The sequence below is a fragment of the Pantoea sp. E956-1 genome, assembly GCF_982223955.1.
The window spans coordinates 252182-276248 of the sequence record NZ_CEUYZP010000001.1; the positions used below are offsets into that span (position 1 = coordinate 252182).

The window sequence follows — 24067 nt, forward strand, 5'->3', positions numbered from 1 at the left end:
TTGGTGAATACGTGCCTTGTCACCGCCAGTTTGCTTCAAAAAAGCAACAGTGTTTGTTATATTTATTGCTCATTGATTGTTCACTTATGCGGCAATAAAACAATAAGATGCACCGCAACTCAGGATAAAGAAATGCTTGATTACCGCTTCCCGACAGCTTTGCAAATGGTTCTGAGCGTAGCGATGGCGGAGCAAATGGGAAAACGCTCTACCAGCGCGATTCTGGCCTACGGGCTGGAAGCGAATCCCAGTTTCATACGAAAATTAATGGTTCCGCTGACCCGTGACGGCATTATCGTCTCCACGCTGGGCCGTACCGGTTCAATTCATCTGGGCCGTCCTGCTGCGGAAATTACCCTGCGGGATATCTATGTCTCCGTGATCGAAGACAAAAAAATCTGGGCCGCGCGTCCTGACGTTGCGCCGCGTTGTCTGGTCAGTGCCAACCTCTGCTGGTACTTCAAGTCGATAGCCGATGAAGCCGAGCAGGCGTCGCTGGATGTGCTGGCAAAACGCACCGTGGCAGACGCACTGAACGAACTGAAGAAACGCGACACCAGCAACTGCACCGCCGTGCCGGAACCTGAACCCGAAGAGATTGATGATCTCTGCAAAAAGAGCCGCTGATTAGCGGCTTTTTTTATGCCTGCTGGTCAGTAACTACCTGCCTCAAATCTGCCTTAAGCCAATAACTCACTTTCCTGGGGTCGGTTGTCACGCTGAACCTGATCAATCATTTGAAAATTCAGCATCCATCACAACATTAATGTTGTATTGATTATCACCAATGTTATTCTTGCTGTTATACACAGCGAGGGAACGCGATGAAGTACAGTGAATTCAGACGCTGGCTCATTCAGCAGGGCGCTATTTTGACTAAGCACCGCAGTGGAAGCAGCCATTTCAAGGTCTTCCTGGGCGACAGGCAATCCATTTTTCCGGATCACGGAGCAAAAGAAATGCCTGAAGGTACGCGCAGAAAAATTTTAAAAGATCTGGGCCTGTGAGCCCGATCAGAGAGGTAACTCTATGTTTAATTATGCCGTCAGATTAACTCATGACGCCAAAACCGATACCTATGAGGTCTCGTGTCGTGATTTGCCGTTACTGCATTCCGTCGGCGACACCGTTGAGGAAGCACTTGCAGAAGCCGAAGATGGACTGGTGACGGCAATCTCTCTCGAGATGGATACGCGTCGTCCGATTCCGGTTGCCAGTAAACCGCTGGAAGGAGAGTACATTGTCTCTGTGCCTGTACTGGTGGCAATGAAAGCGGCACTTTACAACGCAATGATTGAAACCGGCACCCGCAAAGTCGATCTGGCACGCCAGCTGGGCGTGAATGGTCCACAGGTTGATCGACTACTGGATGTGGAGCACTCATCGAAAGTCGAAAATGTGGAACTGGCGCTGGCTCAGTTGGGACGCAAAGCCCGGATTGAAATTCGGACTTGATCATCTGCCCGCAAGCAGAGCGCCAGAGGTCAAAGATGAATAATGAGTCAGATCTGGCTAACGTCGCCGGGCAACCCGCCGTGATCACCTATGTTCCTGAACTCAACATGTTCCGTGGGCGCTTTACTGGCCTGTCAGGCTACTGTGATTTTGTTTCTGACAGCGTACAGGGGCTGTACAAAGAGGGCGAGATTTCGCTGCGCGAATACCTGGAAGATTGTGCAGACTCCGGCATTAATCCCTATGCTGAGCAGGAAAAAATTAAGACCTTTACGCTGCGCTATCCTGAATCGCTGGGAGAGCGCCTGTCTCAGGCTGCCGCGCAAAATGAAACCTCGCTGAATGCGTTTATCATTGAAACGCTGAATGAAAGATTGAAGCGGCGCTAACCTGCAAGGCAGGGTCTGCCGGCATCTGTGAATCACAGGCATAAAAAGGGGGCGATCGTATGATCGCCCCTTTTAACTTTTACGGTTTACGCCGTCACGGACGATGCACTACCTGACCGGCGCGTCACCAGCTTGCGCAGGGCGACGTAGAACACCGGCGTCAGGAACAGGCCGAACAGCGTCACGCCGAGCATGCCGGAGAAGACTGTAATACCGGTAACGCCGCGCACCTCTGCACCCGCGCCTTCACCCAGAATCAACGGTATTGTACCGGCGATAAAGGCGATGGAGGTCATCACAATCGGACGCAGACGCAGGCGACACGCTTCCAGCGCCGCTTCCACAATCCCTTTGCCCTGAATCTCCAGCTCTCGCGCAAACTCGACGATCAGAATCGCGTTCTTGCAGGCCAGACCCATCAGCACCACCAGTCCGACCTGCACGAAGACGTTGTTGTCACCGCCGGTCAGCCAGACGCCAAACAGCGCAGAGAGCATGGTCATCGGCACAATCAGGATCACCGCCAGCGGCAGTGTCCAGCTCTCATACAGCGCGGCCAGCACCAGGAACGCCAGCAACACGGCCATCGGGAAGACAATCAGCGCGGTATTGCCCTGCGTTGACTGCTGATAACTCAGATCGGTCCACTCGATGTTCATGCCGTTCGGCAATAGCTGACCGGACATCGCTTCGAGCTGACTCATCGCCTGCGCCGAGGAGAGCACGCGTGGGTCGGCATCACCAATCAAATCCGCCGCCGGATAGCCGTTGTAGCGGATCACCGGGTCGGGACCGTAGGTGGTGGTAATGTTGACCATGCTGCCAATCGGCACCATTTCACCGCGATCGTTTCGGGTTCGCAGATTAGCGATATCTTCGACGCTGTCGCGGAAATCCCCGTCAGCCTGCGCCATTACCCGCCAGGTTCGGCCAAAGCGGTTAAAGTCATTCACATACGACGAGCCGAGATAGGTCTGGAGCGTGCTGAACAGCGCGGTCAGCGATACCCCCTGCGCTTTGGCTTTATCCCGGTCTACCTTCACATCAAGCTGCGGAACGTTGGCCTGATAAGAGGAGATGGGGAAGTGCATCCCTGGCGTCTGCATGATGCTGCCCGACAGCGTATTAATCGCCGTCTGCAGTGCGCCATAACCCAGACCCGCCCGGTCCTGAACATAGAGCGAGTAGCCTGAGCCCTGGCCCAGCCCCAGAATCGGCGGTGGCATAATCGAGAAGCCAAAGCCCTGCTGGATTTGCGCGATTTTCGCATTGATCTCAGCGTTAATCTCCGCCGCCGTATGTTTGCGCTCATTAAACGGCTTAAGACCGAAGAACACCGTGCCGCTGTTCGGCGTATTGGTGAACTGCAATGCATTCAGGCCGGGGAACGCCACCGCATAGGCAACGCCTTCGGTCTGCATACCGATTTCGCTCATCTTACGAATCACTTCATCTGTGCGCGCCAGAGAGGAACCTTCCGGCATCTTCACGCCGCCAATCAGGTAGAGCTTATCCTGCGTCGGAATAAATCCACCCGGCACGGTGTGGAACATAAATCCGGCACCCGCCAGCAGCAGAATATAGACGCCAAACACGGCGCCACGGCGACGCAGCGTTCGGCCCACCAGCGATTCATAACCATGGGCACTGCGCTGGAAGAAGCGGTTAAACGGCCGGAACAGCCAGCCAAACAGCGCATCAATGATCCGCGTCAGCCGGTCTTTCGGCGCATGATGATCTTTTAGCAGCATCGCCGCCAGCGCAGGCGAGAGCGTCAGCGAGTTAATGGCAGAGATCACTGTAGAGATGGCGATAGTAGTGGCGAACTGCTTGTAGAATTGCCCGGTGACGCCAGAGAGAAACGCCATCGGCACAAACACCGCGCACAGCACCAGCGCAATGGCGATGATCGGCCCGGAGACCTCACGCATCGCCTGATGTGCAGCGGCGCGCGGCGACAGCCCCATCTCAATGTTACGTTCGACGTTCTCCACCACCACAATGGCGTCATCCACCACGATACCGATCGCCAGCACCAGTCCGAACAGGCTCAGGGTGTTCAGCGAGAAGCCGAGCAGATAGAGCACGCTAAAGGTACCGACTATCGAAACCGGCACCGCCAGCAGGGGAATAATCGAGGCGCGCCAGGTCTGCAGGAACAGAATCACCACCAGTACTACGAGGATCACCGCTTCCAGCAGGGTCTGCACTACCGCTTTAATCGAGTCGCGGACAAACACCGTCGGATCGTAAGGCGCGGCCCATTTCACGTCGTTAGGGAAGCGGGTCGCCAGCTCATCCATTTTGGCGCGAACCGCATTGGAGAGGTCGATGGCGTTGGCGCCAGGCGCCTGGAAGATGCCGATACCGACCGCATCTTTGTTATTCAGCTGCGAGCGCAGGGCATAGCTGCCCGAGCCCATCTCAATCCGCGCCACGTCGCGCAGCCGCACCAGCGAACCATCTTCCGAGGTTTTCAGGATGATATCGCCAAACTGCTGCTCGCTCTCCAGTCTTCCCTGGGTGTTGATCGACAGCAAAAAATCGCTCTGCTTTTTCAGCGGCTCGGCACCCAGCTGACCGGCAGAGACCTGCACGTTTTGCTCCTGCATTGCCGTCACCACGTCAGAGGCGGTCAGGCCACGCGCCGCCACTTTATTGGGGTCAAGCCAGACGCGCATCGCATATTCGCCTGCACCGAAAATCTGAATCTGGCCGACACCCGGCAGGCGTGCCAGCTCATCTTTTACCTTGAGAGTGGCGTAGTTACGCAGGTAGAGCGAATCGTAGGTATTGTTGGGTGAGAACATGTGGACGACCAGCGTCAGGGTCGGCGACATCTTCTGGGTGGTGATCCCCAGCCGACGCACATCTTCCGGCAGACGAGCTTCCGCCTGCGCCACACGGTTCTGCACCTGCACCTGCGCCTGGTCAGGATCGGTGCCCGGGCGGAAGGTGACGGTGGTCACCAGCACGCCGTCAGAACCGGCCACTGACTTCATGTACATCATGTTTTCGACGCCGTTGATTGCCTCTTCCAGCGGCGTCGCCACGGAATCCGCAATCACTTTCGGGTTAGCGCCTGGATACTCGGCGCGCACCTGCACGCTGGGTGGCACCACGTCGGGATATTCACTGACCGGCAGCAGCGGGATGGCAATCACCCCGGTCACAAAAATCAGGATCGACAGCACCGCAGCAAAAATGGGCCGGTCGATAAAAAAGCGGGAAAAGTCCATAGCGGCCTCGGGTTATTGAGCGGCTGCCGCACGCATGGCGACCTGCTGAGCAGTGACCGGCATGCCGGGCATAAATACTTTTTGCAGACCGGCGATGATGACCCTGTCGCCGGATTGCAGACCCGATTTAACGATGCGCAGGCCATCCACCATCGCGCCAGGCTGGATATCACGCCGCTGCGCTTTTCCTTCCCCATCGACCACATAGACATACTTGCGATCCTGGTCGGTCAATACCGCTTTATCATCGATCAGCACCGCCTCGAACTGCGCGCTGCCGGGCAGACGCACGCGGGCAAACAGGCCAGGCGTAAACTGCCGCTGTTGATTGTCGAGCAGAGCGCGCATACGAATGGTGCCGGTGCTGGCGGTCAGCTGGTTATCCAGAAAGTCAATTTTGCCCTGGTGCGGGAAACCCTGTTCGCCGACCAGCGCAATCTCAACCGGCAGCGCATGACGCTGCTGGCCCTGACGCGCCATCGCCTGATAGTTCAGGAAGGTGTTCTCATCGACATCGAAATAGACATACATCTGCTGCTGCGACACCAGCGTGGTCAGCACACTGGCGCTGTCGCCGGCGGTCACCAGGTTACCGGCGGTGATCATCGCCCGGCTGGCGCGGCCATCAATCGGCGCGGTGACGCGGGTAAAGTCGAGGTTCAGCTGTGCCATGTCGACTGCGGCCTCGGCTGCCAGCACATCCGCCTGTGCCTGACTGGCGGCAGAGCGACGCTGTTCCCACGCCTCGCGGGAAATCGCCTGCGTGCCGATCAGCTTCTCGCTGCGGCCCGATTCGCTGCGGGCCAGACTCGCCTGACTGCGCGCCCGGGCCAGTTCCGCTTTGGCCTGCTCCAGCGCAGCGCGGTAACTCCGGTCATCAATAGTAAACAGCACCTGACCTTTTCTGACCTCATCGCCTTCGCGATAGTTAACAGAATCAATGTAGCCCGAGACGCGCGGACGCAACTGCACGCTCTGCACCGCTTCAACCCGGCCATTGAAATTGTCCCACTGGCTGACCGGCTTGATCAGCACAGGCGCGGCACTCACCTCTGGCGGTGGTGGCGGGGCGTTTTGCGCCACACCCTTGTCGCAGCCGCTCAGTTGCGTGATGAGCAGTACCATCCCTAAAAGGGTTAAACCCTGACGAACCCGGTTCGTAATCATTGTTGTTATTCCGCGATAGATATAAACAGGCGACCTGCAGGCCAATATTTGCAACTTTTAAGATTGCAATTAATCGCAGTGAGTGTAGGCTTGCGGGACTGGCAACTGCAAGAATAACAGATACACTTTATGTGCGGTTTAGGGCAGGGCGATGAAGACCTGAACCACCAAGTAAAAACCCCATAAAAAGTGCGGCATTTAATGTACTAATAGAACTTGCATTAAATGGCATAGTCAGCCACCCTTAAGTGTAACTGCAACTGATACTAATACTTTTCGCTACGGCGACAGGAGAGACTGGAATGATGAGTGATGCTTTTATTCACGATTTAATCGACTGGATTGATAACAACATCGAAGCACGTCTGGATCTGGATACCGTTTCAGAGCGCGCGGGCTACTCCAAATGGCACCTGCAGCGCATGTTTAAAGAACACACCGGTTATCCACTGGGTGAATACATCCGGGTTAAGAAGCTGAAGAAATCAGCCGACCGCCTGACCAGCACAGATGAACCGATTCTCAATGTGGCGATCTCGTTAGGTTTTGACTCGCAGCAATCTTTTAACCGCAGCTTCAAACGCCAGTATGGCGTCGCGCCGGGTGCATGGCGTCGGCACAGCGGGGATTCGCACGCAGCATAACCTCGCCAGGGCCAGCTTGTCTGGCCCGCGCTTTTCTCTGCGCGCAAAACTGGTATCATCTGCATCCTGTTGTCTCGGATGCCATCATGTCAAAAAAACTCTGGATCGGACTTTTCCTCGTCCTCGCGGCCTGTTTCTACGGCCTTAAACCCTATCTGAATTCCGTTTCAGCCCCTGCCCGGACGGATATCGCCACCCTGACCGATGCCCATACCGTGGCGCGCTGGGTGCTGCAGCATCAGCAACTGCCGGACTACTACCTCACTAAAAACGACGCGCGTAAGCGTGGCTGGAACCCGGCCAAAGGCAACCTGTGCGAAGTTCTGCCTGGCAGAGCCATCGGCGGCGATCGCTTTACGAACCGTGAAAAGCGTCTGCCCGCGCGTGCGGGCCGTCAGTGGTATGAAGCGGATGTGAATTATCGCTGTGGTCATCGCGATGCCGATCGCCTGGTCTACTCCTCTGACGGGCTGGTGTTTCTCTCCACCGATCACTACCGCAGTTTCAGACAGGTGCCCTGATCATGCTTAATCTGACCTTTGACCTGCGTCAGCTCACCACGCGCGCGGCGTTTTATCAGCAGTTTGCTGAGCAGAGCGGCTGTCCGCAGACCTTCGGACATAATCTGGATGCGTTATGGGACTGGCTGACGGGCGGGATGGCGCTGCCTGCCACAATGTGGTTGCAGCACTATGCCGCGCATCACGCCGATTTAGCGCCGGTGCTGGCGCTGCTTGAAGAGGCGGCGCAGTCGCTGGAGGGCGAACTGCGCCTGATCATTGATTAAGCGCGCAGCGGCTTAAGCAGCGCAACCAGCGCTTCGCGGGCTGCCAGCGGCAGATCGCCGCCGCCGGTGTAACCATTGTTCTCAATGATGACCTGGTTCAGCCCCACCAGCCAGTCGTAGATATAGTAGGCCGTGTGGTTGGCCGGGGCGGCAGAGAGTCTGGTCAGACGCTGACCGGCACTGAAGCTGACGCTGGGAGCCGGAGGACGCGAGAAAATCACCTGACCCCGGTTAACGCGGCTGGCAGGGCGTTCTGATTCAGGACGCTGTAAAAAGCCGAGCCAGGCCACAAAATCCCCCAGCACCGTCATTGCCCGCGTCACCTGACGATCGGCGCGAGATTCATGGCTGACGCTCTGTGTCTCGGGCTCATGCAGCGCCTGCTGCAGCTTTTGCGCGATATCAGTGCGGAAGCCGGCCGTAATCAGCTCCTCAACCAGCCACTCCATCGTTGGCTTATCCACGTTCAGCAACGCCAGCAGGCTGCGGTTTTCCGGCAGCTGACGCAGATGATCCAGCCACAGCAGCAGCACCTGACGCGGAAACTGCTGAGCGCTCTGCAGACTCTGGCGCGGCTGAACTGGCGCTTCAGCCGGGCTCTCGCTGAACAGGTCAAATTCAAACCCGATACCGAACTGATTTTCCGGTGCCTGAATACTGGCCGGTTTGCTGCCCTGCAGGGCCGACTGATTAAGCCAGAGCTGACGCAGCGCTTCACGCGGCGGCTGCAGGCGTTCCAGCAGCTCGCCATGCAGGCCGGTCCGATGCTGTAAACACTTCAGTAGCGTATCAGCGATATTCTTTTTGCGTGCCGCCTGTTCCGGGCTGGCACCCGCTTCGGTCCAGGGCAGCAGACGCCGCTCCACCACGGTGTGCTGAATCTGCGCCAGCTGGGCCAGCAGCATGTCGCGGCGGGCTTCCGGCTGCATTTCCTCCTGCAACCAGCTCGCCATGCGGTCAACGCCCGCGCGATCCAGTGCCAGCATCGATCCCCAGTGCTGACCGGGCTGTCCCATCTGACGCTGCACCGCTTCATCCACATTGACCTGCTGATGGCGGGCATCGAAAGGCGTAATCGCCCAGATCAGACGCGGTTTCTCGGCGGATTCCTGTGCAGGCTGCTGACGCTGCCATTCGCGCAGCGTTTCGCTGGCGAGGTCCGCATCCTGACGCTGGCTGGCTGCGGTACAGACCAGCAGCAGATCAATCGCATGACGCGCGGCGTAAAAGCCGGGCAGCAGGGCGCGTTTCTGTTCCAGCAGCTGCGCACGCAGTGGATCCTGCTGCTGCAGACGCTGGCGATCTTCCTGAGTTGCCGCATCACCGGACTGGCCTGGCGCGGGAAGCTCCAGCATATCGGCATCATCATAGAGCGCGGTACGCGGTGTGGAACTCAGCGGCACCAGCACTTCCAGCGTCAGCAGCGCCAGTAATCCCAGCGGCACGTTCTGCGCCTTACCGATGCGGTTGCCGTTCAGCGGGCAGACTTCGACCAGCTGCTGCTGATCCTGCTCACTGGCTGGCACAATCAGCTGCTCGGCCGGCAGCAGCGATGTGTCGGTCAGCAGGCTCAGCGGGGCGAGCAACCGGCTGCTGTTACGCAGCTGGTGACGCAGATGCAGCAGGGTGCGCAGCATCTCATTCAGCTCAGGCTGAGCAGGCCACAGCAGTGAAAAGAGCTGTACCCGGTCGTCAACGCTGAGCCAGGGCGCAAGCTCAACCGCCTGCGGCCAGAAATGACGATCAAGCCGCGCATCGTGGTGCGCACGGCGACGGCACCAGGACCAGAGTGTCACCAGCGCATCGCCTTCCAGGCCGGCCAGCGGCGTGGCAAGACGATGACGCTGCAGGCGCTGCAGTGCGCTGTCAATCTGTGCGGTGTCGGGCGTTGTCGCGCCGGCACAGGCAACCATCAGCCGGATGATCTCCGCTTCACTCAGCAGCGTCAGTTCAACCGGCCACTCGTTTGAGAGCGGCTCGCGCTGATGGCTGAAGCGGGTGGCAGTCGCAAAATCGAGGTTGCCGGGATTGATATGCTGAAACCAGTTCAGCAGTTTATCGCCCATGCGGGTCACTAACTGGCCCTGTGCATCGGCCACCATTTCGTTCAGCAGCCAGGCTTTACCCGCCTGCGACTGACCAAACAGCGCCAGCGTTACCGGACGCGCCACCTGCTGCGCCAGCGCCTGAGTCTGCACGCGCGCCTGGCGCAGTTGCAGCGTCAGGGTTTCTGCTTCCAGCGCCAGACGCGGCGACTGCTCACGACTGCTCTCAATCCAGGCCAGACTGTTATTCAGGGCGTCCTGCAACAGGCCAAGACGTTTTGCCAGCGTTTGCGGCTGACGGGGTTTCAGGGCTTTCATCGTTTACACACGCTCCCGCTGTCAATCCAGTATTGCGCATTGGCATTGCCGGTTGCCGACAGGGTATTTAGTTTGAGACTCAACTGCTCCAGCGGCACACGGGTGCCATCATCCAGGCGGGCATCGCTCAGCACCAGACTTTCCGGGCCGGACGCGTCGGGTCCGGCTTTTACCGCCAGCCGGATGCGCAGCACGCTCTCACCGGCCACTTTACGCGCCAGGGTGGCGTCGTTCAGCGTCAGGCTATAGAGCGGCGAGGCGGGCCAGCGATCGTTATCAAGCTGGCGGAAGCCGAGACAGACGTTGCCGCGGATACGGAAACTGCGCTTTTTATCCAGCACATAGCCGGGATCGTCGAGGTCAATTTCGCTGTAGCAGAGGTTCTCGTCCGTCAGCGCCTGATTTTCATCAAGCATGCCCAGATAGCGAATCGTCGAGTAGGGCTCAAAATCGCCTGCGCGAAACCAGAAGCTGCTGAGGCGCAGATCCAGCGCCAGCAGGCAGAGCATCGCGCCGACCGCCGCGGTCGATTTCGGGTTGTCGATGCGGCCGTGTTTGTTAAACGGATACCAGTCGCTGGTGTGATAGCCTTCCAGCGACAGAATTCGACTGCCCGGCAGCGGTTGCAGATGACGCACCAGCGCCTGAATGCCCGGGAAGCGCGACGGGCGACCGGTCAGCAGCAGCACGTCGCACTGATAGAGCGACACCACTTCACACATTGAGCGCAGCGCCGGGATAATCGCCATCCGGTGCTGCATAAATTCCCCGTGCAGCTGTGACAGGCTCACCACCAGCGGCACCTGCAGCAGGTCAAAGCGGCTGTTACCGCCCAGTTCGCGCTGAATCTCGCCGTTGATAAACGCCAGCACCGCTTCGCCCGGCGGCTGATCGACCAGCTCGCCAAACAGCGCGTTAATCTCCGCGTGGCTCTCCAGCGGATCCCAGTTTTCGTAGCGTTCCAGTACCGCCTGCGCCAGCGGAATAAACAGTTGTAAGGTGGCCTGCTGACGCAGCGTGGCCTGACCGTCCATGCGGCTGTCGTGACCAAACAGCTTGTTCATCAGCGGTTCCGCCAGCGTCAGGCCCGCTTTCTGCAGATGCTGCTGCAGCGCCGGTAAAATCCACAGCTGAATCACGTCCAGCAGGATATCGTCGCCCGCGACTTTAAAGCCTTCGCGGAACAGCAGTCGCGGCGTGATTTTGACGTTGTTGCCCTGACCATCATCCAGACGATACTGAGTGATGGCGAGATCGGTGGTGCCGCCGCCGATATCAATCGAGGCGATGCGCAGGCTCTTGCCTGGCAGTTCGTCAGCCTCGCGCGGGCGATCCGGACGGGCCATGCTGCTGAAAAAGTCTTCGGCGCGACCGGCGAAATTGACCTGGGTTTCATTAAACAGCCAGACCATCTGACCACAGGTCGCTTCATCCCACTCCATCTGCACATCAGGCAGTGGTTTCGGGTTCTGACGCGGCAGGGAGGGTGAAAAGTCCTCTTCGTCAGCCAGCCAGCCTTCCGCTTTCCAGACCAGCGCCAGCGCTTCCTGCATCCGGCGGCGGAAAATTTCACGCTCCGGCTTCGGCATCGCAGACGGCAGCGTCAGGATCACATGGCGCAGCTGACGCGGCGCGTGGCTCTGCGGCATCCGCTGACGCTGTGCCGCGCTGTTCATCTGCATCAGCGCCTGAGCCAGCAGCTCACACAGCATAAAGGTCATCAGCGAACTGCGGCTGTAGTGCGGAGAAAAGACCGGCAGACGATCGTCGGGTGCCAGCGTCGAAAGCGGCTGGCCTTCGTCGTTAAGCAGGGTGGTAAAGGGCGCGGCATAGGCCAGCGGTTCAGCCTGCTCGCCGGGTGTGTTAAAGCGCCAGCCTGGCTGATAGCGCGCCTCATCCCACAGATAACGGCGCGGGCTGGAGAGGCCGGTGCTGCCTTCCAGTCCCACACGCTGAAGGGCCAGACGGCTCGCTTCACGGCCGACGCGCGTCAGAGAAGGCCACATAAAGGCCTGCTCACGACCGCTCTCCAGCGAGAAGTTCGCTTTGCCAAAACGGGTCTCGGCAAACTCCAGACGGCTGTCGAACAGCTCGTTGTAAACCTGATGCGGCTGCGACAGATCGCGCAACTGCAGCTCATAGGTCTGCTTCAGGCCGTTGCTCTCTTCCGGGTGATCTTCCACCAGAATGCCGCAGGTATGGGAGTTACCGACATCCAGAATGATATCGACGTTGACCGCCGGGGTCTGCAGCGTGGCGGCCTGAATATGGATCTCGCTGAGGTCGAGCTGTTCGCCCAGCAGCTCCAGCAGATTGAGGTAGTGCGCCTGATACTCAAACTCGCGCAGCGCCTGATTCATCGCCTGTTCGCGACGATCGGAGACGCGGTCAGTAAAGGATTCGCGCAGCCAGCCGTCAACCCAGGTCAGGTCAAGAAAATCACCCAGCTCGTAGTTGTGCCAGGCGAGCGCAAAGGTCACACCGTTCTGTGCATCAGCCGGGCTGAGGCCGAGCTGTTCACCGCCATCCTGTTCCGCCACGCAGCGGGTATCAAAGGCCAGGCTGACGCGATGGGTATTGCCCGCTGCATCGGGCGCGGGCAGCGCAACCAGACGCATCCGCGCCCAGTTTTCAGGCCCGCCGATAAAACGACGTCCGCTGGCACAGCGCAGCATCGGCAGCGGCAGCCAGCAGGCTGACAGCAGGGAGAGCGAGTCCGCCAGCGCGATATCAGACTCCGGGCGCACTACTTCCGCAGCGCCGCCATCTTCCGGATAGAGCAGGAACTTACCGCTGTTGCCATCGACGTTCAGGCGCAGCAGCGGGCCATTGGCGGTCTGGCGCACAAACTGGCGGCGCGCCGGGGTATCTGAGAGTTGCAGGCCGAAATCCAGAAACTGCACGCCGCTGTTTTCAATCAGCGAAATTTTTTGTTTGTCATCGATCAGGGGAGCCAGCATCGTTATTTACTCTCACGCTTAATCGTCATCGGGAAGACCCGGTCCTCAGCATACTGCGCTTCACACACTGCGGCACCCATACTCGCATGGCAGACCAGCAGTGGCATACGGTAGCGCGAATTGTTCTGGCACTTCGCCGTGTAGCGGCTCTCAATCACCAGGTTACCGGCGCTGGTCATGGCCGCGCTGACATCCGCTTTACAGGTAGTATTGCCCTGGGCGATCTGCACGCTGCCTTTGCCGTTTTTAAACTGGAAGCGCATCACCGGAGGCTTACCGGTTGGCGTCGGCATCTGGTCGATAGTGACACGCCAGCGGCCATCAATCACCCGTACCTGGCCATCGCGCACCGCATCCGGCGTCACGATCAGGTCATCGGGTTTGGCCGGAACCGGCGCCGTCACCGTTGTGGCAAGGGTAGCAGATGCGTCTGCCGGGGCGGTATCGGTGGTGTTGGTGGCCGGTTTCTGCGGCTGCGATTCGGGGAGTTTTTCCGGTGCTGCCTGCTCTGCAGGTGGCGTGACAGACGATGTCGCCGCAACCGGTGCCGAAGTCGCTGCAGGGGCCGGAGTCGCAGCAGGAACCGGAGTGGATACCGTCGCCGGGGCTGACGCTGGCTTCGCGGTGGCAACCGGTGTTTTTACGGGCTCTGAACGATGCAGCAACACGGCCACCGTCACGGCGGCCGCAATCGCCACCGGCGGTAACAGATACCAGATGCGGAAACGGCGGCGAGCCGCTACAGGCGTCACCGGCTGAGGTTCAGCGGGTGCCGCAACCGGCAACGGTTCGGCCACAGCTTCGGGTTCAGGTTCGGGCTCAGCGATCATCACTGGCTCAGCGATGACCGGCGCGGCAGGCAGCTCAGGCAGCGGTTCAACCAGCGCCACCGGCAGGTTCTCTTCCAGCGTGTCACGCAGGCAGGCCAGCGCATCATCGCGGCTGCGCGCCTGGGCATCGACAAAGCCCCAGAAGGTGATGACCGGTTTGCCATCAACCAGATAGACATACTGCTGGTCGGGGAATTGCAGGGTTTTGCTCAGCAGCGCTCCAAACAGCCGCATTGATGGGTTCTCTGCCGCGCGCGCGCGCGTACTGAGATCCTGCATATCCTGCTGACAGGCGGTAAGCTGTTGCAGCGCCGCGCGACGTTCATGATCGCTGGCGCCCAGCCAGGATTTCACCCGGCCGCTAAAAGGGGCATACCAGTCGAGGCGATCGCCCCGTTCATTGGCCTGAGGAATGGCCAGGCAATCTGCCAGTGCGCTCTGACGGCGCAGGCGCAGGGTTTCACGAATTTGCAGGGCTGAAGCGTAGACCGGCTGGCCATTTTCACCTAACGCCAGAACTGCATCTAAATTACCGCTGCGCAGAAAAGTTTTTGCCACCTGTTGGGCCCTTATCGGTCGTTGTCTGAGGCAGAAAATCGCGTGTTATCGACGATTAGGTTGATTTTACGCGGGGCAATGACAAATCAAACGGCAGAAAAAGGGGGTAAATCCACTGTTTTTTTCACCGGCTGACGGAAAAACCACCGCTATTTCAGAGAGTATGACGCAATCAGCCGGATTTGCGCACCAGCATCAGGTGGGCGATGACACCGCCCACCAGCCCCCAGAAAGCCGGACCAATGCCCAGCAGCGAAACGCCGGACGCGGTGATCAGAAAGGTGATCAGCGCGCTGTCGCGTTCGGCAGGCAGATCCAGTGCGCGGTGGAGGCTGCCACCCAGCGTGGCAAGGAGTGCCAGACCCGCCAGCGCCTCAATCAGCACCGCAGGCAGGGCACTGAACAGCACGGCGATCAGCGCACCGGACGCGCCCGCCAGCAGATAGAAGATCCCCGCCAGCGCCGCCGCGCGCCAGCGTTGCTGAGGATTGGGGTCGACCTCATCGCTCATGCAGATGGCTGCCGTAATCGCCGCCACACAGACCGAAAAACCCCCTAATGGCGACAGCAGCAGCGCAATTAATCCGGTCCAGCTCATCAGTGAAGAGACGGGTGGACGGTAGCCGTGCGCCTGCAGCGTGGCGATGCCGGGGGCGTTCTGCGACGCCATCGTCACCAGGAAATAGGGCACGCCGATCCCCAGCAGCGTGGTGAGGGTAAAGTGCGGCATCACGACTTCCGGCATTGCCAGCCTAATCGGCTGCGGCGGAAAGTGGATGGCGTGCTGTGCCAGCGCGACGGCAACACCCACCAGCAGCGTGACCAGAATTGCATAGCGGGCCAGCCAGCGGCGGGCCAGCAGCCAGGCCAGGCACATGCTGCCGCACAGTACAAAGTTACTTTGCAAATCGGCAAAGGTCTGCAGCCCGAAGCGCAGCAGAATACCTGCCAGCATCGCCGCTGCCAGTGAGGCGGGAATGTAGTTCATCAGCCGGGCAAACAGGCCGGTTACACCACACAATACGATCAGCAGATTGGCGAAAACAAAGACGCCTGCCGCCTCATTAAGCGAAATGCCGTGAAAACTGGTCGCCAGCAGCGCGGCGCCGGGCGTTGACCAGGCAGCCAGCACCGGCATGCGGTAGCGCAGTGACAGGCCCAGCGAGGCGATCCCCAGCGCGATGCCCAGCACCGACAGCCAGCCGCCAATCTGCGCGGGCGTGGCGCCCGCCGCCTGAAACATCTGATAGATAATTGCGCCGCTGCTGCTGTAGCCCACCAGCACAGCCACGAAGCCGGAGACCAGCATCGGCAGGGTAAAACGGGGAGGTTCCGCTCTCGTCATGGTCAGACTCTTTATGAGGTTGTGCGTTATAGCGCACATGGTCGCATGATGCGCTATAACGCACAAGTGTTACACTATTACCATAACGTCACTCACCAGGATGACGAGAAAGCAGGAGAAAAAATGGCGGATTTTCAGCAACACCTGAGCAGCGCGCTCAGACAGTTGCGGCAGGCCAATGGCTGGAGCCTGACGCTGACGGCGGAGCGAACCGGCGTCAGTAAAGCGATGCTGGGCCAGATTGAGCGCGGCGAATCGAGTCCCACCGTGGCGACACTGTGGAAGATTGCCACCGGTTTCAACGTTCCCTTTTCCTTTTTTATTGACGGCAGCGCGCTGCCTTCCGGCACTGCACCAGGATTCAGTCAGCCCAATGCCGATATGTCGGTACGGTCGCTGTTGCCTTACGATCCGCAACTGCGTTTTGATCTGCTGGCGGTGGAGCTGGCTGCGGGCGCGCAGAGTCATTCTTCGCCCCATGAAGCGGGCTGTGTGGAGCAGGTGGTGGTTATCGAGGGCGAACTATTGCTGGGCGTCGGGGAGCTCTGGCGGCGTCTGCTCACCGGGGAGGCGTTCCAGTTCCGGGCCGACGTGCTTCACAGCTACCGTAACCCGCTCAGTACGCCGCTGCGCTTCCACAGTCTGATTCACTATCTGCAGCGCCCGGACGTTACAAATTGATACCTGAGCAAACTACACAGTTTACCTTCGTATCTTTATACTTTCGCTTATCGATGGAGACGAGTAATGAGCGATCTGACTGAATCCGCTGCAATGCTGCGCATGCTGGTGGGCAAGCTGGGCCGCCGGTTGCGCGAGTCAGCACCGCCTGGCGAATTAACCTGGTCGCAGGTCGCGGTGCTGGGGCATCTGGTGCGCGACGGTGCGATGACGGTAACGCAGCTGGCGGCGGCCGAAGGCGTACGCACCCAGTCAATGGGCGCGACTGTTGCCGGGTTACTGGCGGCAGAACTGGTAACGGGCGAACCCGACCCCCATGATGGCCGTAAAACCCGCTATCTGCCCACGACGTCCAGCCTGGCGGTGATTACGTCGAGTCGCGCGATGCGCGATGACTGGCTGGTCCGGACGCTGGACGCGCGACTGAGCCCGGCAGAACAGCAGCAGCTGACCGACGTTCTCCCTCTGCTGCAACGACTCACCGACTATTAAATCTGAGGATTCAACATGGCTGTAACCACACTTGATGCAAAAACTGCGCTGATTATCATCGACCTGCAACATGGCATTGTGGCGCTGCCGCTGGTTCATGAGCCGCAGCCGGTGATCGAACGCTGTGCCGGTCTGGCTGAGGCGTTTCGCGCGCACGAGCTGCCGGTTGTGCTGGTTAACGTGGCCGGTGGGGCGCCGGGCCGCAATGAGCAGGCACGTCATAGCGGCGAATTGCCCGCCGACTGGGCCACGCTGGTTCCAGCGATGACCCCACAGCAGAATGACCTTACAGTCACCAAGAAAACCTGGGGCGCGTTTCACGCCACGGCGTTGCACGATGAGCTGCAGAAGCGCGGCATGACTCAGGTCGTGATTTGCGGTATCGCGACCAGTATCGGCGTAGAGTCCACTGCACGACAGGCGTATGAGCTGGGTTACAACGTCACACTGGCGACCGATGCGATGACCGATCTCAACCTCGATACGCACAACAATAGCGTGAATCTGATCTTCCCGCGCCTGGGTGAAACCGGAAGCTGTGAGGATATCAAGGCGTTGTTGCAGCGCACTGAGTAAAGCTGAATTTCAGACAAAAAAAAGTCCTGCCACGGATGGCAGGACATTGATGACCTGACGTAATCGCTCAAATCAGAAACTAAAACGGTAACCCGCATTGATCTGACGCTGATCAAATCGCTGTCCGGTGGTTAAATCCGCTTCCAGATAAAAATTGTGTGTATTGTTAATACTCGCACTGACACCCAGACCGTTATTCCATCCATTTCCGCTGAAATCAGCTTTTTCGGTTGAACCGTTCAGGGCATATTGCATGTTGGCTGAAAACTCGCGTTCCACTCCCGTTTTAACATAAACATTATAATTCACCGCCTCGCTTTTCTGACTGAACCCCGCCAGCGCGCTGATTCTGCCGTGGACAGAATTATAATCTTTAAAAGCGATAACCAGGCCGTTGCTTGCTCTGGTTTGTGACCCTTTCTGTCGGCCTGCAGTGACCTGTGCCTGGGGTTCAAGATAGAAGTCCTGATCGTCAGGAGAGAAGCTAAACCGTTTGCCCGCTTCAACTGAAACACTGATGCCGGTTGATTTTGCCTGGCCGGAAACCTGATTCTGCTCACTATCTTTGACATTGAACTGGTTGCTGACGCGGTTAATTTTAAGCACCTGATCAATGTAAAAACCATTGTCTGCAACCCAGGTCAGATAACCGCCAAAATGTTCTGACTTCGCGGTACCATCACCCCCACGATAGTCTGGCGATGCGTGGGTTACCCCCATAAACATGCCGCCAAACACTTTTTTACCTTCAACCAGGTTTTTGTCAACACCAAACTGATAGCCGCTGTAGCTCATATCGAAGCCACTCAGTTTACCCCCTGCGAAAGAGCTCAGTTTACCCCCGAAACCACGTAGCCAGACATTACCCTGAGCGTCGCTTTGACGGATATCGCCCAGGCGCTGCAGCAACGTTTGCGTTTCAACGTAATTCATCAAATAGCTGATATGCAGGAAATTTCCGCCCGCGTCGGCTGTTGTCGTAATCGCGGGCTTTGGCGCAGGTACCGGAGCAGGTTCTGGTGCTGGCTCAGGCGTTGGTTCAGGCGTCGATGCTGGCGTTGACTCAGATGCAGGCTCAGGCGTCGATGCTGGCGTTGGCTCTGGCTCTGGCTCTGGCGTTGGCTCTGGCGTCGGTACTGGTGCTGGTGCTGGCTCAGGGATCGGCTCAGGCGTTGGCTCTGGCGTTGGATCCGGAACAGGTTCAGGTGCAGAGCCGGAGGAGTAGAGTTCCCAGTCTGTGCCGGTTTTACGAACGGTGTAGAGGTAACCCCCCAGTTCAACATCAGACGTTGAGGTAAAGTTCGCCACACCGTCTGGCGTTTCTACAACCGTTAATAGCTCATTACCGGTTGTTGACAGACTGCCCTGATTAACGAAAGACAATGTGTAGTCGCCGGCACTGCTATTGGTGACAACCAGTTTATCGCCGCCGTTATTAATGCCATCGCCTTCACCTACCAAATTAACACGCATTTTAAAATTACCCGTTCCCTGCAAATCAGCGACGGTTAATGTTGAATATCCGGTGGTGGAGGTTGCGCGGGTAAAATCAACATTACCGTTTGTCAGATTCAGTAGATCAAGATTTGACGTACCACTGACATACCAGTCACTATTATCTAACGTGGCATTTAAATAACCGCTATCAATATTGTCACTGATAGCACTGCCTTCCCAGACTGACCCAGGTTGCATCGTTAAATCAATCATCCCTCCGTTAGAATAAACTGAACCTGTCATATTCAGTTTTCCATCAACATTAATATTACCTGCAGCGTAACCCGCGTTATATACCGTTGCTATGGCCCACTGATCCGCCGATGGCATGGTGATTGCTACGTCTCCGGTTAAATCTATATCGCCGCCGGTCATCGCCAAAACAGCAGCGTTTTCCGTGGCTGCGTTTTCGATTGTGATGTTATTACCTGATATATGACCTGCATTTATCGCCCACAGCGCCATGTTGGCACTGGTAATATCGGTTTCAGCCAGATTAATGGTTGAGGAAGAGGTTTGTGCAGAAGCTGCATAAGAACCACCGGAATCAATGGTATTCCTCTTTTCTGCTGTTCCCTTATAATTAATGGTCGCGCGGGTACCACTGGCTACCATGCCGTCAGCCAGTGTGGTAGTAATGTGGCTGTCGGCACCGATATTTGCGACACCCGCTAAACGTACTTCAAGGCCATAAGATTCAGCGCCTGCCGTGTCTATGGTCAGGTTATCTGCGGTCAAATCACCAAAGTTCCAGATGCCAAGTGAATTATCACCTTTGGTTGTAATGTGACTTCCTGTACCTAAATTCCCTGTGGTATTTGCCTGCATCTCAAGACCATTGGAGTAAACACCTGCAGTGGAGATGCTAAGCTGATTTGCGGTCAGTGATGAAAGGCTGGACGATGCTGTACCGTTTAATGCATCGACAATAACACCGCTGCTTCGATTACCGTTTGTGGATATTGTGCTGAGGTTACCGAGGTCAGCGCTGCTGCCGGGGTTCGTTATGGTAAGGCCAGCGCCGTTCCCGCCAAGCGTGGTAACCGTAAGGGCATCCGCTTTCAGAGAGGATGCGCCCTGAACCGTTACGCCGGTCGCGATAATATCAGCAGTCCCGGTAACATTAACTGTGGTTCCGGTCCCCAGATCGGCAGTTACATTGCTACCGATAATATTAACACCCACGGCACGATCGCCAGTGACATTCACGGTAAGGCCATCTGCATTCAGCGTACTATTCTTGCCCCAGATAACGACGCCGCGTGCGTAATTAACGGCATCATTCACATTTACAAAAGAATGACTCCCGAGATTAATAATACCGGTCTTACCATAGGGGTTGATTATGCCATACAGGCCACCTGAATAGAGTTGATCACCGGTCAGAATATCACCGTCATTCATGGTGATATTGGTGTCCATCTGGCTGCCTATATTTTCACCGACAGCAGAGCCACTCACGATTAATCCTATTAATAACGCTAATGGTGTTAAATGACGTGATTTAATTTTTTTCATTTGTGGACATTCCCTGTATAGCATCAGTACTCAACGCACACATGAGGATCGAAGTCGTTAAAATGAGCGACTGAGTTGATGAGTTTAATTTGACGGTAATTTATCAGGAAAAAGGTGGTTTCTTTTCATTTTAATCGAGAGGGTTTTTATTTTTGTATCCTCAAAAGGTAATGTAAGTTGAAGTGAGGTTACACAACATCTCCGATGGAGGGGTCTTTTACTGAGTGATTAGTCTTGACGATTATTTTAATGATTGAAGTAACGGGTTAATACTGCTAATGCTCTTTTCATGTTTATATTAAAAAGGACTTTATAAAGTCCCTGTTTAATTAGTTAAATGCGTAACTTAAAGTTGCGCATACGCTGTAATTGCGGCGCGGCGCAGATTCGAAATAGCGACCATTACTCTCATTCACAATCACTGAACTCACATAGTGCCGGCCAAACAGGTTATCGACCCGGCCACGTCCAGTTCTTGACCAGCCATTTATAGCCACTGTTTACGGCTGCTACGGTGTAGGACGGGGTGTTCACGCTGTTCTGATCTTCAGCGGCGATCTGGCTCAGATAACGCACCTCACTGCCTGCATAGAAACCCTGTTCCGGCAGATAATCGAGTCCGGCGTAAGCCATGTTACGGGCGATGCCAGGCATGCGGTTGCCGTTACAGCTGTCACTGCCGCAGGCGTTGCTGCGATAGCGCATCCAGCAGGGTATGCGTTTGTTGCTGCCAATCTCCAGCGTGTCGCTGATGGCCGGCTTAAGCCCCAGATTCTGTCCGACCTGAAGGGCTCAGGCGAAATTGAAGCCGACGCAGCCTTCATCATGATGCTGTACCGGGATGAGGTCTAAAGCCCGGAATCGGCAGCGGGCATCGCTGAAATTAACACCAAATCGGGCCGCTGCGTACCGTATACCGCCGATTCTGGAACGGCCATTTCCCTCATATTGACCCGGCAGAAGCCCGCGCACGAAGTACGGAACGGCAAGAATCCATTGTTGGCCACGTCACGCCACACAAAGGTGATGACGCGTTATTCCATGACCCCGACAATCTCCAGTCACTTTGCAAACGCTGCCACGACTCAGTTAAGGAGCGTCTGGACAACGGTTGAACAGTGACTGAGTTCGACGATGACGGCCGCGTTATTTGGTAACGTGAGTATTGAATGAAAGATCTTAAGATTGAGTACCGTGATGGCAGGCTGGTTGAGTTCAGCATCGACGGCATTCAGTTCAACCCGGATACAGCTATCGGGTTTAGTGATGAAGTGGGCGAGACTATACCATCGGTCAGCATGTCGCTTCCGATTGGTAACGGCAAAAGCCTGATGCCTGCCAGCTTAGCGCGTGAGAATCTGTAAATAATAAAGAAGGGGTGATCAATATCGTTTGAAAGATCCGGGCCACCACAACCGTGGCCCGAATTGTTTTAGCGGAAGGCATAACCCAGCGTTAAACCGACGCTGTAATTGCGGCCCGGCGCGGATTCGAAGTAGCGACCATTACTCTCATTCACAATCACTGAACCCACATAGTGCCGGTCAAACAGGTTATCGACCCGGCCAAAGAGATCCAGCGTCCAGTTCTCAACCAGCCACTTATAGCCACTGTTTACGGCTGCCACGGTGTAGGACGGGGTGTTCACGCTGTTCTGATCTTCAGCGGCGATCTGGCTCAGATAACGCACCTCGCTGCCTGCATAAAAGCCCTGTTCCGGCAGGTAACCGAGTCCGGCGTAAGCCATGTTACGGGCGATGCCCGGAATGCGGTTGCCGTCACAGCTGTCACTGCCGCAGGCGTTGCTGCGATAGCGCGCATCCAGCAGGGTGTAGGCCATCTTCAGCCGCCAGTCCCAGGCAAACTGCTGATCCAGGCTTAACTCCAGACCGCGACGGCGGGTCTGACCGGCATTTTTATAGGTAGTACGTCCGCCACTGCTGGCATCCGCCACAATCTCATCACGGGTATCGGTCTGGAACAGCGCCGCGCTGATCAGGCCGTTGCCGATGCGTTTCTTGCTGCCAATCTCCAGCGTGTCGCTGGTAGCCGGTTTAAGCCCCAGATTCAGACCGGTCGCGCCATCAGAGCGGTAAGAGAGCTCATTGATGGTCGGGGTTTCAAAGCCGCGACCAGCGGAGATCCACGCGTTCCAGCTCGGGTCAAATGCATACTTCAGTGCCGCTGCGGGCAGCCATTTGTGATAGCGCGCATCACCGCTGTCGTCGGCGTTACCGGGCTGAATATAGAAGTCATTGGAGTCAAAGTTAACGGTGCTGAACCGCACACCCGCATCCAGCGACAGCTTATCGGTCAGTTGCCAGGCGGTCTGCACATAGGGATCGAGCGTCCACATCAGGTTGCGTTCGTTGCGGCGCAGATTGCCCTGTTCGCCCAGCTGCGACACCCCGTTGCTGACCGTGAAGTTTTCATAGCCCTTGCGGCGCTCGGTCATGGTTTCGTAGTCGAGTCCGCCGGTCAGTGCCACCGGAATCGACAGCAGCGTGTCGCGATGGGTCCAGCGGGTATCGATGCCCTGATAGTGGCGGGTCAGGGCGATCACGCCACCGGGATGAGACGGGTTGCGCTGCACGGCTGCGGGGATCGACTGGAACTGGGTAGTTTCGCGCATGCCCGCGTAGAGCATCACGCTGAGGTCGTCGTTTTCACTCATCTGGCGCTGATAACGCAGGCCGCCCTGAGTCTGATCGACAGTCTTGCGGGTGTTATACAGCGGGACGTTGCTGACCACCTGACGTGGATTGTCACGCCACTGCGCCTCGGTTAATCCGCCGGGATCCTGTGCGTCAATGTGAACGCTGTTAAACAGCAGCGTCAGGGTGCTGACATCATCAATACGCACGCCCAGTCGGGCGTTGCCAAGGTTCTTCTGCGCAGCGCTGTGATCACGATAGCCGTGAGTGGTGAAGCGGGAGGCGGAGACGGTGTAGTTAACATCCCCGGCATGGCTGCCATCACCGGTCGCGCCGCTGGCTTTGACGCTGTTGCGCCAGCTGCCGTAGCTGCCGTACCAGCTGCTGGCTTCAAGCGTGGTCGGCTGCTGACCCTGCTGAGTGGTGACATTGATCACGCCACCCGAAGCGTTGCCATACAGCGCAGAAAACGGGCCGCGCAGCACCTCGACATGATCAATTGAGCCGATATCGATATTGGAGGTCTGCGCCTGACCATCCGGCATGGTGGCCGGGATGCCATCCACGTAGATGCGCAGCCCGCGTACGCCGTAGGTTGAGCGGGAGCCGAAGCCACGCATCGACAGCTGCAGGTCCTGTGCGTAATTTTGCCGGTTCTGGATCTGCAGACCCGGCACGCTGCTGAGGTTTTCCGACAGGTTAACGCGCGGTGCTGCCTGGCGCATATCGTCGCCACTGACCACGCTGAGGGCCGCAGGCGTATCGAGTTCGTTAAGGCCCGTTTCCGGCGGTGCCGCCGTGACGACCAGGGTATTGTCATTATCCGCCGCCAGCAGCGGCAGTGGCAAAATGGCAGGCAACATCAACAGCGTCGCCTGGCGCAGAGCGATTATTTTCATTATAAGTGGCCTG

21 protein-coding genes and 1 pseudogene are annotated in these 24067 nt (G+C 57.3%); 13 read left to right on the top strand and 9 right to left on the bottom strand.

Features of this window, described 5'->3' with window-relative positions; genetic code table 11:
* Window positions 1-132: 132 nt before the first annotated feature.
* From AC0T7J_RS01250 to AC0T7J_RS01265, 4 genes are all read left to right on the top strand, one after another.
* A complete protein-coding gene (locus AC0T7J_RS01250; protein ID WP_010245324.1) occupies window positions 133-627 on the top strand; it encodes an RrF2 family transcriptional regulator in 495 nt (164 codons plus the stop codon).
* 197 nt (window positions 628-824) lie between these two features.
* Window positions 825-1007 (top strand): type II toxin-antitoxin system HicA family toxin, encoded by a 183-nt coding sequence (locus AC0T7J_RS01255; RefSeq protein ID WP_010245321.1) that lies wholly within the window; start codon window positions 825-827, stop codon window positions 1005-1007.
* A 22-nt stretch (window positions 1008-1029) separates the two neighbouring features.
* On the top strand, window positions 1030-1455 hold the full coding sequence (locus tag AC0T7J_RS01260; RefSeq protein WP_010245317.1) for a type II toxin-antitoxin system HicB family antitoxin: 426 nt from the start codon (window positions 1030-1032) through the stop codon (window positions 1453-1455).
* Between the two features lie 35 nt (window positions 1456-1490).
* Entirely contained in the window at window positions 1491-1844 is a 354-nt protein-coding gene (locus AC0T7J_RS01265; RefSeq protein ID WP_473791588.1) for a type II toxin-antitoxin system HicB family antitoxin, read from the top strand.
* A gap of 86 nt (window positions 1845-1930) precedes the next feature.
* Here AC0T7J_RS01265 and oqxB read toward each other — a convergent pair whose 3' ends face one another.
* Window positions 1931-5083 carry a multidrug efflux RND transporter permease subunit OqxB gene (gene oqxB / locus AC0T7J_RS01270; protein ID WP_277971640.1) on the bottom strand — a complete coding sequence of 1051 codons (3153 nt, stop codon included), beginning with the start codon at window positions 5081-5083 and terminating at the stop codon, window positions 1931-1933.
* Window positions 5084-5095: 12 nt separating this feature from the next.
* Window positions 5096-6250 carry an efflux RND transporter periplasmic adaptor subunit gene (locus tag AC0T7J_RS01275; protein ID WP_473791590.1) on the bottom strand — a complete coding sequence of 385 codons (1155 nt, stop codon included), beginning with the start codon at window positions 6248-6250 and terminating at the stop codon, window positions 5096-5098.
* Between the two features lie 302 nt (window positions 6251-6552).
* On the opposite strand from AC0T7J_RS01275, the gene AC0T7J_RS01280 reads away from it, so the two are divergent.
* From AC0T7J_RS01280 to AC0T7J_RS01290, 3 genes are all read left to right on the top strand, one after another.
* Window positions 6553-6894 (top strand): helix-turn-helix domain-containing protein, encoded by a 342-nt coding sequence (locus AC0T7J_RS01280; protein WP_009090299.1) that lies wholly within the window; start codon window positions 6553-6555, stop codon window positions 6892-6894.
* Between the two features lie 86 nt (window positions 6895-6980).
* A complete protein-coding gene (locus AC0T7J_RS01285; RefSeq protein ID WP_473791592.1) occupies window positions 6981-7415 on the top strand; it encodes a ribonuclease domain-containing protein in 435 nt (144 codons plus the stop codon).
* Window positions 7416-7417: 2 nt separating this feature from the next.
* Window positions 7418-7681 carry a barstar family protein gene (locus tag AC0T7J_RS01290; RefSeq protein WP_473791594.1) on the top strand — a complete coding sequence of 88 codons (264 nt, stop codon included), beginning with the start codon at window positions 7418-7420 and terminating at the stop codon, window positions 7679-7681.
* Here AC0T7J_RS01290 and AC0T7J_RS01295 read toward each other — a convergent pair.
* From AC0T7J_RS01295 to AC0T7J_RS01310, 4 genes are all read right to left on the bottom strand, one after another.
* Entirely contained in the window at window positions 7678-10044 is a 2367-nt protein-coding gene (locus AC0T7J_RS01295; protein WP_473791596.1) for a virulence factor SrfC family protein, read from the bottom strand. The genes AC0T7J_RS01290 and AC0T7J_RS01295 overlap by 4 nt on opposite strands.
* On the bottom strand, window positions 10041-13004 hold the full coding sequence (locus AC0T7J_RS01300; protein ID WP_473791597.1) for a virulence factor SrfB: 2964 nt from the start codon (window positions 13002-13004) through the stop codon (window positions 10041-10043). The genes AC0T7J_RS01295 and AC0T7J_RS01300 overlap by 4 nt, the downstream gene beginning before the upstream one ends.
* Window positions 13005-13006: 2 nt before the next feature.
* On the bottom strand, window positions 13007-14392 hold the full coding sequence (locus AC0T7J_RS01305) for an SrfA family protein (protein ID WP_473791599.1): 1386 nt from the start codon (window positions 14390-14392) through the stop codon (window positions 13007-13009).
* A gap of 172 nt (window positions 14393-14564) precedes the next feature.
* On the bottom strand, window positions 14565-15776 hold the full coding sequence (locus AC0T7J_RS01310; protein ID WP_473791601.1) for a benzoate/H(+) symporter BenE family transporter: 1212 nt from the start codon (window positions 15774-15776) through the stop codon (window positions 14565-14567).
* Between the two features lie 84 nt (window positions 15777-15860).
* Here AC0T7J_RS01310 and AC0T7J_RS01315 point away from each other — a divergent pair, with 84 nt between their 5' ends.
* From AC0T7J_RS01315 to AC0T7J_RS01325, 3 genes are all read left to right on the top strand, one after another.
* Window positions 15861-16418, top strand: coding sequence for a helix-turn-helix domain-containing protein (locus AC0T7J_RS01315; RefSeq protein ID WP_473791603.1), 558 nt, complete (start codon window positions 15861-15863; stop codon window positions 16416-16418).
* A 66-nt stretch (window positions 16419-16484) separates the two neighbouring features.
* The gene (locus tag AC0T7J_RS01320) at window positions 16485-16910 is read left to right on the top strand and encodes a MarR family winged helix-turn-helix transcriptional regulator (RefSeq protein WP_473791604.1); all 426 of its coding nucleotides are present in this window, start codon (window positions 16485-16487) and stop codon (window positions 16908-16910) included.
* 15 nt (window positions 16911-16925) lie between these two features.
* A complete protein-coding gene (locus tag AC0T7J_RS01325) occupies window positions 16926-17486 on the top strand; it encodes an isochorismatase family protein (protein ID WP_473791606.1) in 561 nt (186 codons plus the stop codon).
* A gap of 72 nt (window positions 17487-17558) precedes the next feature.
* Here AC0T7J_RS01325 and AC0T7J_RS01330 read toward each other — a convergent pair whose 3' ends face one another.
* Complete coding sequence (locus tag AC0T7J_RS01330; RefSeq protein ID WP_473791607.1) at window positions 17559-20501, bottom strand: autotransporter outer membrane beta-barrel domain-containing protein; 2943 nt, start codon at window positions 20499-20501, stop codon at window positions 17559-17561.
* Between the two features lie 329 nt (window positions 20502-20830).
* Window positions 20831-21281, bottom strand: a pseudogene (locus AC0T7J_RS01335) (TonB-dependent receptor domain-containing protein); the annotation flags it as partial.
* Window positions 21282-21284: 3 nt separating this feature from the next.
* Here AC0T7J_RS01335 and AC0T7J_RS01340 point away from each other — a divergent pair.
* The 3 genes from AC0T7J_RS01340 to AC0T7J_RS01350 all read left to right on the top strand — a co-directional run bounded on the left by AC0T7J_RS01340 (window position 21285) and on the right by AC0T7J_RS01350 (window position 21865).
* Entirely contained in the window at window positions 21285-21353 is a 69-nt protein-coding gene (locus AC0T7J_RS01340) for a hypothetical protein (protein ID WP_473793157.1), read from the top strand.
* Window positions 21354-21496: 143 nt separating this feature from the next.
* A complete protein-coding gene (locus AC0T7J_RS01345) occupies window positions 21497-21616 on the top strand; it encodes an HNH endonuclease (RefSeq protein WP_473793159.1) in 120 nt (39 codons plus the stop codon).
* Window positions 21617-21670: 54 nt separating this feature from the next.
* Window positions 21671-21865, top strand: a complete 195-nt coding sequence (locus AC0T7J_RS01350; RefSeq protein WP_473791609.1) for a serine acetyltransferase — start codon at window positions 21671-21673, stop codon at window positions 21863-21865.
* 68 nt (window positions 21866-21933) lie between these two features.
* Here AC0T7J_RS01350 and pqqU read toward each other — a convergent pair whose 3' ends face one another.
* Window positions 21934-24054 (bottom strand): TonB-dependent receptor PqqU, encoded by a 2121-nt coding sequence (gene pqqU, locus AC0T7J_RS01355; RefSeq protein WP_473791611.1) that lies wholly within the window; start codon window positions 24052-24054, stop codon window positions 21934-21936.
* Window positions 24055-24067: the final 13 nt, after the last annotated feature.

Coding starts and splice junctions, on each gene's coding strand:
- AC0T7J_RS01250 (WP_010245324.1), top strand. CDS start 133: ATGCTTGATTACCGCTTCCCGACAGCTTTGCAAATGGTTCTGAGCGTA.
- AC0T7J_RS01255 (WP_010245321.1), top strand. CDS start 825: ATGAAGTACAGTGAATTCAGACGCTGGCTCATTCAGCAGGGCGCTATT.
- AC0T7J_RS01260 (WP_010245317.1), top strand. CDS start 1,030: ATGTTTAATTATGCCGTCAGATTAACTCATGACGCCAAAACCGATACC.
- AC0T7J_RS01265 (WP_473791588.1), top strand. CDS start 1,491: ATGAATAATGAGTCAGATCTGGCTAACGTCGCCGGGCAACCCGCCGTG.
- oqxB (WP_277971640.1), bottom strand. CDS start 5,083: ATGGACTTTTCCCGCTTTTTTATCGACCGGCCCATTTTTGCTGCGGTG.
- AC0T7J_RS01275 (WP_473791590.1), bottom strand. CDS start 6,250: ATGATTACGAACCGGGTTCGTCAGGGTTTAACCCTTTTAGGGATGGTA.
- AC0T7J_RS01280 (WP_009090299.1), top strand. CDS start 6,553: ATGATGAGTGATGCTTTTATTCACGATTTAATCGACTGGATTGATAAC.
- AC0T7J_RS01285 (WP_473791592.1), top strand. CDS start 6,981: ATGTCAAAAAAACTCTGGATCGGACTTTTCCTCGTCCTCGCGGCCTGT.
- AC0T7J_RS01290 (WP_473791594.1), top strand. CDS start 7,418: ATGCTTAATCTGACCTTTGACCTGCGTCAGCTCACCACGCGCGCGGCG.
- AC0T7J_RS01295 (WP_473791596.1), bottom strand. CDS start 10,044: ATGAAAGCCCTGAAACCCCGTCAGCCGCAAACGCTGGCAAAACGTCTT.
- AC0T7J_RS01300 (WP_473791597.1), bottom strand. CDS start 13,004: ATGCTGGCTCCCCTGATCGATGACAAACAAAAAATTTCGCTGATTGAA.
- AC0T7J_RS01310 (WP_473791601.1), bottom strand. CDS start 15,776: ATGTGCGCTATAACGCACAACCTCATAAAGAGTCTGACCATGACGAGA.
- AC0T7J_RS01315 (WP_473791603.1), top strand. CDS start 15,861: ATGGCGGATTTTCAGCAACACCTGAGCAGCGCGCTCAGACAGTTGCGG.
- AC0T7J_RS01320 (WP_473791604.1), top strand. CDS start 16,485: ATGAGCGATCTGACTGAATCCGCTGCAATGCTGCGCATGCTGGTGGGC.
- AC0T7J_RS01325 (WP_473791606.1), top strand. CDS start 16,926: ATGGCTGTAACCACACTTGATGCAAAAACTGCGCTGATTATCATCGAC.
- AC0T7J_RS01330 (WP_473791607.1), bottom strand. CDS start 20,501: ATGAAAAAAATTAAATCACGTCATTTAACACCATTAGCGTTATTAATA.
- AC0T7J_RS01350 (WP_473791609.1), top strand. CDS start 21,671: ATGAAAGATCTTAAGATTGAGTACCGTGATGGCAGGCTGGTTGAGTTC.
- pqqU (WP_473791611.1), bottom strand. CDS start 24,054: ATGAAAATAATCGCTCTGCGCCAGGCGACGCTGTTGATGTTGCCTGCC.